Here is a 14,151-nt window from a genome sequence, read left to right on the forward strand (position 1 = left end):
CCGTAAAAAAGAAAACGATAGTTCTGAAAGGATAAAATTTGGATAACCCCAAATAAGCAATAAAGGGAAATATACAAATCTTCCGAACATGACTGGGCGTTGCCTGGGGCTGAACTAACCTGCCACTTCGTGGCGAATGAGATCTTCCGAACATGACTAGGCATGTTTTACTCTTCTTCCTCTACAGGATAAGCATCCTTCCAGTTTTCACCATTGAAGTCTTCGCTGATGTCCCGTCCGGCTAAGCCATCGCAGAATCCTTTATAAGCATGCTTGCGTTCGTAGTTAGCATTGAACAAGTTAGGAACATCGTTCTTCAACCAGAATTCATGTTCGCGAGCATGGTCGGTAAGCGACCATATTGTGATGCCCGATTGCTGTGCCTGTGGAACATTCTCTCTGTACGATTCGGCTACCCATTGGTACACCAAGGCCTGGCGTTCAAATTGCTCAACGGTTCCTACTATCTGGCTTTCGGGGTTGTACTCTAATCTAACATCAAGTTCGGTAACACGTACCAATTTTCCGGTAGCAGCCATTGTTTTGAACATAGCGTCTATCTCTTCGCGGGTAATACTTGGTGCGTGCAAGTGCATCTGTGTTCCAATACCATCAACAATGGGTGTTCCGTTTTCTTTGTCAATCCATTCTACATAATCAATAAGTGTTGCCAGCTTGGTTGGACTGGTTTCCAAGTTAAAGTCGTTAATGAACAGAATGGCTTCCGGGTCGGCTTCGCGAGCAAACTGGAATGCTTTCAGTGCATACTCCTTACCAATGTACTGTCCCCAATAGAACTCGTTGGTGCCCACTTCGGCAGGAACAACATCTACACCACGTAATTGGGTACCGTTGTCGGCAACGGGTTCATTCAATACATCCCACATGTGTACGCGTTCTTTGCAATGATCTACCATAGTGGTGATCCATGTCTTCATGGCTTCGGTAATGATGGCTTTCTTTTGCTCAGGTGTTTTCTCTACAGTAATAATTCCACGGGTTACAGGTGCTGCCATGCGAGCTGGTGCAGCGCGGGTTTCAATCTTTTTGCCAAACTTAATATCGTCGATGTAATAGTTACCAGCCACTTTACCGAAGTTAATGATAATTCGGTCAACATCGTCGAATGTCATTTCGAATTCGTGTTCGTACAACATCCAATCTGTTCCTACTTCGTATGCATTGTAGGCTCCTTGGCTTCCGTAGGTGGTACTGTTTTGATGCTGTGTTTGCAACTGACCGGCAGGTGTATCACATTTAGCCCAGAACTGAAGCATGTAGGTTGCACCCATTTCCAGATAAGAATTATCGAATGTGTAAGCAGCCTGTGCCTGCCAGAAATCTCCATCTACAGGATTGGTAAGTATCATGGCATAATCGCTCTTGTATCCTTCGCCTTTCCCGGAAACGCTTTTAGTTGGATTGTTACCTCCCCATGAACCAAACTGGTCGGCATTTCCTTCTTCAAAGTCGGAGTTATTGAATATGTTCAGCATTGGTGGAGTAGTAGTTTGCTCTACCGGCTTTCCAAACTTAATATTATCAATGTAGTAGTTTGCTCCTACTTTACCAAAGTTAATCAATATACGGTTTATGTCATCGTATTCGGCTTCGAATTCGTATTCACAGAGCACCCATTCGGTTCCTATTTCGTAGGTATTGTAAGCACCTTGGCTTCCGTAGCTTGTTCCGTTTTGGTACTGTGTTTGCAACTGACCGGCAGGTGAATCTGATTTCGCCCAGAATTCAATTCTGTAGGTTTCGCCCATTTCCAGGTAAGAACCATCGAAAGTGTAAGCTGCTTGTGCCTGCCAGAAATCTCCGTCTACAGGATTGGTAAGTACCATAGCATAATCGCTCTTGTATCCTTTACCTTTCTCGGAGATGGCTTTAGTAGGGCTGTTACCTCCCCAGCTACCCCATGGGTTTGTGTCTCCGCTTTCAAAGTCGGAGTTATCAAAGAGGTTAACTACTGTTTCGGTTTCGTTTTCCTTTTTCAATCCGAACTTAAAGTCGTCGATGTAATAAGTTGCTCCTACTTCGCCAAAGTTAATGAGGATGCGGTTAACATCGTCAAACTCTGTGGTAAATTCATTCTCGCAAAGCACCCATGAGGTACCCACATCGAATGTTTTATAGGCTCCCTGACTTCCGTAAGTATCGCTGTTTTGGTACTGGGTTTGCAGTTTACCTGCCGATGAACTTGATTTGGCATAGAACTGAATCACGTATGTTTCGCCGGGTATCAGGTAATCGTCCAATCCAAAGGCTGCTTGCGCATTGTACGAATTGGCGTCGGTTGGGTTTGTCAGCACCATGGCATAGTCGCTCTTGTATCCTTCTCCTTTTTCAGAGATGGCTTTGGTTGAACTATTTCCCCATGCACCAAACTGGTTGGCGTTACCTTCTTCGAAGTCTGAGTTAGGAACGATGTTTGCCACACCGCTACCATCTTCCTCTACAATAACATCGGGTTTGATAAGCGAGTTCAGATAAGCGGCGCGTTGTTGTGTATGCCACAACAGTGTGTGTCCATACACTTTCATATCGGCCGGAATAGCTGCAAAGAAATTATCAATGGTTGTCCAGTTGAATGTTCCGCTGTTTCCTACCACAGCATCGTGTTTCATAGCGTTTCCGGTGGTAAGCATCTGGAAGTTTTCGTCGGCTACTTGGCGGAAGTCTGCATCTTCAAGGTAGATGCTTGCCCCCATACCGAGTCCAATAACTGCGTTGGGCATGTATTGGGCTGCGTAGTTCTTAATGTAATCGTAGTTAGCCAGTTTCTCGGCCAGGTTAAGAGGAATCTCGGCAATGGCCACATCGCCATGTCCATCGGGCTTACCCCAATCCATCTTTTCGTCGTAACAGCTGTTGAGTGTTAGTGCTGCAATAGCTGCGGTAAAGATATATTTATGTAGTTTCATATAATTAATGACATTAAGTAATTGTTATTCTTCGTCTTCCGGATAATCAGAGATTTCGATAGCTGCACAAGGTACAATACGCCAGTTGTCTGCGTATATCTTTGGCGAAGCGGTTACAGATGCTACATCTACACCACCATAACTAAAGTCTGTGTTTACAAAGCCCATTCCGAAGTTGCGGTAACTTGCGCTGTTGCGAGCATCTACTACGTGCTGGAATATAAAGTCTGTTTCTTCGGCATTCTTTGCAAAGTATCCGAATTCGCTGAGTGGAATAGTAATTGTGGTCCATCCGGCAGTTTTGAACGGTTCTATTTTTCCATCTTTGATGTAAGGTACTACAAATGCAGTGTATCCACCATCGTCGTCAGAACCTATTCCACCAAAGTTGTAATTGTTAATCAGCAATATCTCAATGTGTCCGGAACCTTCCCACGCTTCGGGTACTAAGATGTCGAACTGAAGTGCTATTTCATCAATAGGTGTAGTAGCCGGAATGTAAGAGAACATGCGGCTCCAATCATCCATAGCATCATCGTTTCCTGCTGTCCATATTTCGCTTGCACGTGGTTTTCCTGCTGCAATACCACCGGCATCGAGTAAACGTTGCGGAATGAGTTGCGCACATTTACCGCGTCCGGAGTTAGCAGGATCGTCGGCTAAGTCGTCGGCATTCATCATCGAACCGGTTTCGGTCCAGCTCCAAGAGCCTTGGGTACCTTTTCCATCAAAGTCGAGCACCATACAATCGGTGTTGTTGAAGTAAGCCGGTGTAGCTGCAATTCCGTTTGCACCTTCCGAGTAAACAGAACCTCCGGCTGTTACACCCTCGGGCATTTTGAACGAATACCATTCACCATCGATGTGCGAGGTTATGCCAGTTGTTATTTCTGTTCCTCCCGGGAGAGTTACTTTGGCTGTTTCGTGCAGATTGCTGCCATACACATAAACCAATTCGCCGGGTTGAGGCAATGAATTGCTTACACCAGATACCCGTGGCGATGCTGCCCGGATAATGAAGTCGATAGTAGTTTCCGCCCCTGATTTCACAAACTTAATTTTGTTGCGTACATCCTCGTCGGCGTCTATTACAGGTGTTTTGCTGTTCAGCTGCAACCACATGTTATTGTCTGTCATCATAGCCTGATTGAAGTATGTGTCGTATCCGTTGATATACACTTTCTTCATACCTAAAAGGCCACTACCTTCAATGCGGATAGTTTGTCCCAAACGAACGTACTCCACAGGGCGATCCTGCACACTCGATTCTGTGTCTTGCAGGTATATCTGTTTAATGCTTATGGGTGTGGTATCTTGTTTGTTGTCGTCATCATCGCAAGCCGTAAAGGTGTTTGCAGTGAAAATCAGACACACGAGATACACTAAATATTTCAATGATTTCATAATTCTGTATTCCTTTTTAGTATTAAAACAAATCGGTTATCTTATCATCAGCATCAAATTCGTATGCTATCGGTTCGCCTGCAAGCAGCGGATTTTTGCCATTGTCTACATCCGAGATAGGCAGAACCAAGCTATTTGCTGTAGCATCAGAGGCTCCCGAACCTTCGGTACGCCATTTGTATTCAAAGGCTTCGGTCGATTCGGCATCGTATTCATATCCCGCATTACGCTCTTGTGAGTTGAGGAATCCTATCACTTCGTTTTGTCTGTAGTAAGCTCTGCGAACCAGGTCGTACCAGTACTGGCCTTCAACTGCTAACTCAATGCGGCGCTCATAATTAATGTCACTGTAAGTAATGGCTTCTTCGGCTCCTACTAAAGGCATTCCGGCACGTTGGCGTACCATATTAAAATAGGTGCGAGCAGTTGCATCGGTAGTCGAAGTGCTGTTACCCATTATTGCTTCAACCAGGTTCAGGTAAACCTCGGCCAATCTCAGCATGTTGGTGTTGATACCGCTACTTTGTTTGGAACTCACTCCATTGTCTTCCTGGGTGCCCACTACATACTTGCGGATACAGCATCTTTGCAGATAATCGTTGCCGGCTTCGGTTACTCCATAAATGTAGCCTCCTCCTTTTTTGTACATCTCAGGATATTCGGCACCATAGGTTGCAATTGTTGCATGGCGACGTTTTACATCTTCGGGTTTATATGTACGAACCAAATCCCACGATGCAAAAGTAGCACCTCCCCAGTTTGTTCCGTCGGATACCATAGTCGACCAACCAAAATAAGATGTAATACTTTGGTTACAACCCCAGCCAATATTGTCGGTGTTTCCTGATAACCATTGCAGTTGGAACATTGCTTCGGAGTTGTTGTTATTCTCAATCTTAAACAGGTCGCCGTAATTGTCCATCAAGCGGAAACTAGATTCGTTTACTACCTTCAATGCAGCTTCTTTAGCTAAGTTGAGGTAATACTCGTTGCGGGTTCCACGGTTAAAGTCGGTAGCAATATTGTTTCCGTTGTAAGCACCTTCGGTTGTGAGGCCTGCCATAGATAGATAAACACGCGATAACATTCCAAATGCCGAGTAGCGGTTTAGTCTTCCAGCTGCTCTTCCGGTACGTGGTAAGTATTTGGCAGCATACTCAAGGTCGCGAATGGCAAATTCAATAACATCGGTGCGGCGGTGCGGCGGAACAACAGAGTTATTCACCAAAGCGGCTGTGTTTTCATAGATAATGCCTTTTCCCCAAAGCGAAGCAATGTACCAGTAAGCCAATCCACGCATAAAACGAGCTTCGGCAATACCTTGTTCTTTGGCATCTTGTGTTACACCCGTACCCGATTTGTCGCGGATGTTATTAATTGCGTTGTTTGATTGCGCCACCACCGAATATAATGACCCCCAGGCTTGTTCAAGCCCTTCGCTCAATGCTGTTTCGGTAAAGTTAGTGTATGGGTAAACATAACCCGACCACGGAGCATTGATGTTACCCGAGCGTCCGTCGCCCATTCCATAATAAAACTTATCATTGAAACTATACCACACGTAGTTATACAGTGGAGCTGTAGCAGCAAAGACAGCCTCGTCCGAGTCGAAGAAGGTGTCCAGATTGGGGTCGGTGTTGTTTACCTGCGTAAGGAAATCATCACAGCTTGTCAGTCCAAACTGCATCACCAAAGCCATGAATATGTATACTATATTTTTCTTCATTGTTGAATGTATTAAGAAATTAGAACGAAACGTTTAATCCAAAAGTATAGATGCGTGGTGACGGATAACGGCCATAATCAAAGCCTGTCATCAAAGCATCGCCATACATAGCACCGATTTCAGGATCATAACCCGAATAGTTTGTCCATGTATAAACGTTTTGTAGGTTGGCATATACTTTCACGTTTGTAAGATTAAGCGGATTAATCCATTTCTTGGGCAAAGTATATCCTATTGAGATGTTCTGGATACGCAGGTACGAACCATCTTCAATTAATCTGTCGCTCATACGGTAGTTGCCATTCTTGCTCGAAGCCGAAAGACGAGGCATATACGGATCACCCCCTGCAACATGCATGTTACGATAATCGTTCGGGCCATCAGGATCAATCAATTCTACCTGTGCATAGTCTCTAACCTTGCTTAAAAGGTTGTTGTTTAAGCGTGGGTCTTCAATACGGCGGCGGTTGTAGTTTACCACATCGTTTCCGTAAGAACCGGAAAGGAAGATAGTCAAGTCAAACCCTTTGTACGAGAAGGTGTTACCAAAACCGTAAGTAAACTTAGGTTCGGGGTTGCCAATATAGGTACAGTCGTTATGATCAATTACACCATCCTTGTTAAGGTCGGCAAAGATATAGTCGCCAATCCATGTATCTGTTTCTGCAATTACGCATCCGGCCGGAAGTGCTACCGGGTTTATGTTGCCTTGTGCATCTTTATAATAGAAATCTTCAGCCTTGTTGAAACGACCAATAACTTTGTATCCCCAAAACTGTCCGATGGGCTGGCCAACAGTTGTTTTAGTAATAATTTGCTTGTCGGATCCAAATTGGAATGTTTTTTCGATAGATGAGTTATCGGTATCCATACTAAGCACTTTGCTGCGGTTAAGCGAGAACACTAAGTTTGAACGCCATTGGAATCCTTTTGTATCAATATTAACAGTGTTTAATGTTAACTCAATACCCTTGTTCTCTAATTCACCAATGTTTGCCCATGGATTGCTGGCAGCACCTTCTCCAACCGATCCTAAGAAAGCAGGCAAAGGAAGTTGTAGCAGCAAATCTTTTGTGCGTTTGTTGTAAATGTCGGCAATCAGCTCAATGCGGTTATTGAAGAAGTTCATATCCAAACCCACATTGGTCGAGTAGGTTGTTTCCCATTTCAAGTCGGGGTTAGGAGTATTGGCTGTTAACACACCGGCTCCCCAAGGTGTAGCTCTTGAAGAAAGCAATGCCATGTATGCCCAGTTCGCTACATTCTGGTTACCGGTAGTTCCCCATCCTAAGCGTAGTTTCAGGTTGTTGATTACATCGCTAACAGGCTCCATGGATTTTTCGTTAGAAACTTTCCATGCCAAAGCTGCCGATGGGAACCATCCCCAACGATTGTCTTTAGCAAAGTTCGAAGAACCGTCTCTACGAACAGTAGCAGTTAACAAATAACGGTCGTTGTAAGCATAAAATGCACGGCCAAAGAACGAAGCAATAGAGCTGGCTCCTGTTGTACCGGTTGACGATGATGCATTACGGTCGCCACCACTAATGTTATGTACTGTATTTGTTAAGAAACCACTGGCAGCTCCTTGCAGGTACTCCCATTTACTTTCCGACATTTCCTGTCCCAACATCGCATTGATGTTGTGTACATCGGATAGTGTTTTGTTATACGTAAGAATGTTACGCCACGACCAGTATTTGCTGTCGTTCTTTGTGCGGCGTGAGGTACGTTCTTTACTTTCTAATACACCAAACTTATAAGAAGGTTGAAAATAATAAGTACTGTTCAAATTATAATCGAGTGATAACTCTGTTTTGAACGTCAAATCTTTAATGATGGTGGCTTCCAGATAAGTATTGAAGCGGAAGCCGAATTTTTGATTCCAGTTTTCACGAATCGATGCCATTCCTATGGGATTGGTAGGCATCCACTGGTCGTCGGGTCCGTCGAAAGAACCATCAGGTGCAGTAACAGCTACCGATGGTTGTTGCAAAAGCGCATCCATAATGGTACCATTGTCTGTACCTACTTCTTGTTTAGAGTCCGACAAAGAGAAGTTGATACCGGCTTTCAACCACGATTTTACTTCCGAATCAACATTACCACGCAATGAAAGGCGTCTGAAACTAGATCCTAAAGCAATACCTTCCTGGTTAAGATAACCTGCTCCGATGGCATATTGTGTTTTTTCACTACCTCCTGTAATAGAAAGGTTGTGGCTTGTCATCATAGCCTTTTGAAAAAGTTCGTCCTGCCAGTCGGTACCTTCGCCAAGTAACTCAGGGCGAATAAATCCATAACTGTGATTTTGAATTCCGGCATCGGCACGGTCGTTATGATGTTCGGCATATTCGCGTAAGTTCATCATATCAAGAAACTTAGGCATTTCCTGCCAACCCACATAACCATCGTAGCTAATGGTGGCCGAACCTGCCTTTCCACGTTTGGTGGTAATAATAATCACCCCGTTCGATGCACGTGCACCGTAAATAGCAGTTGCCGAGGCATCTTTTAATATATCCATGGTTTCGATATCCGATGGATTAATGCTTGAAAGCGGGTTAGTGCTCTCGCTATCGGTTGCCGAGTCAATTACAACACCATCAATAACAAAGATAGGTTGGTTGGTTAAACTTAATGAGTTAATACCACGAATGCGGATAGAAGAACTGGCGCCCGGTGTACCCGAGTTAGCTTGTAATTGCACACCTGCTGCACGGCCCTGCAAAACCTGATCGATAGAAGTAGGTACCGATTTGCTGATTGCTTCATTGTTTACCGATACTACCGATCCGGTAAGGTCGCTACGTTTCATCTGTCCATATCCCACAACAACTACTTCGTCAAGCATTTCTGTATCTTCTCTTAATACAACATTGATTGTAGTTTTTCCATTTACGGCAATCTCTTGCGGTTTGTATCCAATAAAAGATACTTTTAAAGTAGCATTGGAAGGTACAGTAATAGAGAAATTACCATCAAAATCGGTAATTGTACCATTATTGTTGGTTCCAGCCTGTACAACACTTGCTCCGATAACAGGATCCCCGTAGGTGGTATCGGTAACTACACCTTTCACGGTGATGGTTTGACCGAAAGCCCATAGAGGAATGATGCAGAGCATAAATAACAGCCCTATTGGCTTTAAATAATGATTTGTGCTTTTCATAAAATCATTTTTTTTGTTTCATGGTTAATACTTTAATAGGTTCTCACAAAGTTGAATTTTCAATGATGCAAACTTAAGCAGAATCTGGTTCTCATATAATAAAAAACTGTATCATAGCATTGCAGGCAGGTAACATGGACTTTTCTGTGTGTTACATTTTGTTTTCTGTGTGTTACATCGGTTAATATGTTCTTTTTTTATTTTACCTTTGTTGATACTGTGATGTATGAAGCTATGAAAAAGATCATTCTTATATTTGTTTTTGTTACCCTACTTTTCTATCCGTTACAACTTTGGTCTCAAACAGGCAGGTTCTTTTCAACCGATAAAGAATTGTCTAATAGTTTGGTGAATAAGGTCTACCAGGACCGGAAAGGATACATTTGGATTGCTACCGAAGATGGTTTGAATAAATTCGATGGCATCCGTTTTTCCATATACCGGCACATTAAAGGAGACTCAACTTCTCTTAAAAACAATTATGTACGTACACTTTACGAAGATAGTTATGGAAACTTCTGGATTGGCTGTATCAATGGATTGCAAATTTACAATCGTGCTACCGATACATTCAGGGAAGTTGATATTTACCGCAACAATGCAAAAGTAAATCCTCATATTACCGGAATTGTAGAACGGCGAAATGGCGAAATCTGGATGTCGACCTCCGGACAGGGAGTTATTTCTGTTAAGCATCAACCAGACGATAACTCCCGCATCAATATAGAAACTGAACTAACAGATAGGATGGGGAGCATTTACCTGAATGCCATCTTTGAAGATTCTCAAAAGTATTTGTGGATAGCTACCGAAGATAAAGGCTTGTATCGCTTTTCGCCGGAAACCAATAGTCTTTACAACTTTAAGGCTCCACACGATTTATCAGGTGATGATGTTTCGGCCATTATTGAAGACAGGAGAGGGAATATCTTTGTAGGTACTCTTACCAATGGAGTATTTTTGTTGCGCAATACCATTAATGGTTACGAAGAATCTTTCCGCAGAGTTCCCTATAAAAAGAATGTGAACCTTAATGTAAAAACCCTGACTATGGGTAAACAGGGTAACCTGTTTATTGGTACAGATGGCGACGGACTTAAGGTTTACAATAGCGACAGTAATGAAATAGAAGACTATGAAATAAATGCAGCTCCTTTCGACTTCTCGAAATCGAAAGTGCATTCTATTCTGGAAGATCGTGATAACAACCTGTGGCTGGGTATTTTTCAGAAAGGATTGATATTGATTCCCGGAACAATTAATAAGTTTCATTATTACGGCTACAAATCGATTATGAAAAACACAATCGGTTCAGGTTGTGTAATGTCTATTTGGCACGACAGGCAAAATGTTACGTGGGTAGGAACTGATAACGATGGCTTGTATGCTATAAATGATGATGGTGAACAAATACGTCATTATCTGCCTACCAGTGGGCCCTCTTCCATTCCCGGAACAGTAATGGCAATGTACGAGGATAGCAATAACACTTTGTGGTTAGGTTCATACTTTAACGGTTTGGCCCGCATGAATAAAAACACAGGCAGTTGCGAATATATTCAATCTCCCCCTTGGGTTGGTAACAGACCGGGTAGTGAAAAGATTTCGTGCATAACCGAAGACAATGATAAACATTTATGGGTAGGTACACTGGGAGCCGGAATTCAACGGGTTAATTTGCAAACCCAACAAATCAGCTATTACGAGTCTACCCGCGAAGAAAGTAACGACTGGACTATCGACCGCCTGCCCAATGATTGGATAAACAGTATTATTAAAGGTACCGATGGTATGTTGTGGATAGGAACATATAATGGACTAGCCTGTTACAATCCTCAAAAGCAAACTTTTATCAATTACCTGAATCGCAGTAATCTGTTGCCCGGTTATGTAGTACTAAGCTTGCTCGAATCGTCCGATAATCACATTTGGATTGGTACATCCGAAGGTTTGGTGTGTTTTAATAAAGCAACCGAGGAATTTACATATTATACCACTGCCAATGGTATTCCAAGTGATATAATTTGTGGTATGGCCGAAGACGAACGCGGAAATATATGGATCAGTACCCACCAGGGTTTGTCTAAGCTGGTACATAAAGAACGTAAATTTGTGAACTACTATGCAGCCGATGGATTGCAGGGAAATGAATTCAGCCGTGGAGCCGTTTTCAAAGATTACCGGGGCAGAATGTATTTTGGCGGAACAGACGGTGTTACAACTTTCTACCCCAAAGAAATTATGGAGCTAAAAAAAGATTTGAAGATAGTAATAACACAATTTTACCGTTCTAATCAGGCAGTTACCCCGGTTATGGATACCGATGTGTTTACTTTAGCTTATAACGACAATACCTTCAGTCTTGAATTTTCTGCTTTCGAGTTTAATAATCCCGAACGCATTGTTTACCAGTATAAAATAGATGAGTTAACAGATGAGTGGATCAGTACCCATTCCGGTGTAAACCGGGTAACATTTACCAATCTTAATCCGGGTAGCTATACTTTCCGCGTGCGGGCGTCCGATCATGATAACTTATCAAATACCCGTACAGTAACCATTCTGATTACTCCACCGTGGTATCAAACTACTTGGGCAACAATAATATGGGTACTAATCATTTGTTTTGTTCTGTTCATGATTGTAATGTATATCCTATCCCGTTTCAGGCACCGGCAACAAATTTTAGAGAAAGAACACCAGGAACAACTCAATGAAGCCAAATTGCAGTTCTTTATCAATATATCGCACGAGATACGTACGCCAATGACCTTAATAATCAGTCCGTTGGAGAAACTGCTGGCCGAAGGAGATGCTTTGAAACAGGCCACCTATTTACGAATCTACAGAAATGCGCAACGCATACTCCGGTTAATAAATCAGTTAATGGATATACGGAAACTGGATAAAGGGCAGATGCATCTTAAATTCAGAGAAACCGATATTGTAGGGTTTATTGATGATTTGATGCAAACCTTCGAATATCAGGCCGAAAAGAAAGGAATTCGTTTCAACTTCCGGCATGCAGATGAGAAACTGATGGTATGGATAGATTTGAATAACTTCGATAAAGTGCTGATGAACGTATTCTCTAATGCCTTTAAATATACGCCCGATGGTGGCGAAATAGATGTAAACCTGACAACCGGAACCGATGTCAATGTGCGTGGTCCGTTAAGAAAGTATTTCGAAATTCAGGTGTCCGATACCGGAATAGGAATAAACAAAGAGGATATTGAACAGATATTCGAACGCTTTTATCAGGTTAATAATGATGTAACCAGTTCCAACTTCGGAACCGGAATCGGATTACACCTTTCGCGTTCGTTAGTAACCCTGCACCATGGAACCATAATAGCCGAAAACAAGGAAGAAGGAGGAACCCGTTTTGTTATCCGGATTCCTTTGGGAAGCGATCATCTGCGTGCCGATGAACTTGAAAACCCGGCATTAACAGATGAAGATAAAGTATTGGTTAATAAAGCCGATAAGTTTTCAGGATTACTAAATGAAGTTGCCGAAGCGAACCAGGAAAAACAAAAAACCAAAACCCGTTACAGGGTTTTGGTAGTAGAAGACGATGATGAAATAAGGAACTTCATAACCGAAGAACTTGGAGTAGAGTACAGAATTAATGAGTGTTGTAACGGAAAAGAAGCCTGGGAATTTATTCTGAAAGAAAAACCCGATCTGGTAATTAGCGATGTGATGATGCCCGAAATGGATGGTATCACACTGAGTCGTAAAATAAAGCAGCATATCAATATCAATCATATACCTGTAATTCTGCTTACAGCCAAATCGAAAACAGAAGACCGTATTGAAGGTTTGGAAACCGGTGCCGATGCCTATTTTGTGAAACCCTTTAATACAGATCTTCTTAAAACTACTATTTATAATCTGATAACCAATCGCGAACTATTAAAGAGTAAATTCACCAGCGAAAAACACGTAGAGGAAAAGCTTGAAAAAATAGAAAAGAAATCAAACGATGATATATTGATGGAAAAAATAATGAAAACCATCAACGAGCATTTGGCCGATTCTTCTCTGAATGTGGAAATGTTAGCCGCAAGTGTTGGTATGAGTAGGGTACACATGCATCGTAAGCTAAAAGAACTTACCGGGCAGTCGGCACGAGATTTTATAAAGTCAATCCGTTTAAAACAAGCTGCTACTTTGTTACGCGAGGATGGTTTAACCGTATCGGAGGTAGCCTATGCTATAGGATTTACTAATGTTTCGCATTTTTCCAACTCATTTAAAGAATTTACAGGTATGTCTCCAACCGAGTACAAAGATAAAGCTGAGTTTGTTTAATCCGTTTTTTTATTTTGTATCATGCTGGTGGTACAAAAGTGCCATGCTTGTGGTACAAAAGTATCTTAGTTGTGATACAAAAGTATCATGCTGGTGGTACTTTTGTACCACGCTTTAAAAAATGGTGGTACTTTTGTCTCAGGCTTAAAAAATCAGTGGTACTGTAATTGGTTGATTATCAATGATGGTATTTCCTTGTTTCCTTGTTCCCTTTGCTGGCAAATTTGTAATAAGGCCTTATAGGTTCTAGCGTAGGCTGTTGGCCGGTTCTCTGCTCTGAAAGAGCATCCTTTCGATAATATTTAGGGTAAGTGCTGGGTCTCAAGAGACCGCACTTACCCTAAATATTATCAACAGGTCACCCCCTTCGGGGTGATTGCTTATAAATCGTAACTTATATAAAGTATAAAGTATACAAGAAGCTCCTTACAGCCTCGCATTCCATGTGATATCTTTATCGTAGACCGTTGGCCAATGTCATCAAGTTAAGGGGTTCATTGTATGCTATCCGCATGGTGAATCCCTTGGGATTCAATTTGAATAACCCCCAGTGAAGGGCGAAGCCCGACTGGGGGCAAGTCAATACATACACAGTCTGAACC

General features: G+C 42.5%; 5 protein-coding genes. 1 reads left to right on the forward strand and 4 read right to left on the reverse strand.

Features of this window, described 5'->3' with window-relative positions; all coding sequences use genetic code 11:
- Positions 1 to 167: 167 nt before the first annotated feature.
- Genes D0T85_RS18995 through D0T85_RS19010 form a run of 4 tightly spaced genes read right to left on the reverse strand, consistent with a single transcriptional unit; the run spans position 168 to position 9,229 of the window.
- Complete coding sequence (locus D0T85_RS18995; RefSeq protein ID WP_163215087.1) at positions 168 to 2,927, reverse strand: endo-1,4-beta-xylanase; 2,760 nt, start codon at positions 2,925 to 2,927, stop codon at positions 168 to 170.
- A gap of 24 nt (positions 2,928 to 2,951) precedes the next feature.
- Positions 2,952 to 4,331, reverse strand: a complete 1,380-nt coding sequence (locus tag D0T85_RS19000) for a glycan-binding surface protein (RefSeq protein ID WP_163215088.1) — start codon at positions 4,329 to 4,331, stop codon at positions 2,952 to 2,954.
- Between the two features lie 22 nt (positions 4,332 to 4,353).
- Positions 4,354 to 6,057 (reverse strand): RagB/SusD family nutrient uptake outer membrane protein, encoded by a 1,704-nt coding sequence (locus tag D0T85_RS19005; RefSeq protein ID WP_163215089.1) that lies wholly within the window; start codon positions 6,055 to 6,057, stop codon positions 4,354 to 4,356.
- A gap of 19 nt (positions 6,058 to 6,076) precedes the next feature.
- On the reverse strand, positions 6,077 to 9,229 hold the full coding sequence (locus tag D0T85_RS19010) for a TonB-dependent receptor (RefSeq protein WP_163215090.1): 3,153 nt from the start codon (positions 9,227 to 9,229) through the stop codon (positions 6,077 to 6,079).
- 234 nt (positions 9,230 to 9,463) lie between these two features.
- On the opposite strand from D0T85_RS19010, the gene D0T85_RS19015 reads away from it, so the two are divergent.
- Positions 9,464 to 13,549, forward strand: a complete 4,086-nt coding sequence (locus D0T85_RS19015) for a two-component regulator propeller domain-containing protein (RefSeq protein ID WP_239060767.1) — start codon at positions 9,464 to 9,466, stop codon at positions 13,547 to 13,549.
- Positions 13,550 to 14,151 lie beyond the last annotated feature (602 nt).

The sequence above is a fragment of the Bacteroides sp. 519 genome (genome assembly GCF_010500955.1).
Taxonomy (GTDB): domain Bacteria; phylum Bacteroidota; class Bacteroidia; order Bacteroidales; family Bacteroidaceae; genus Bacteroides.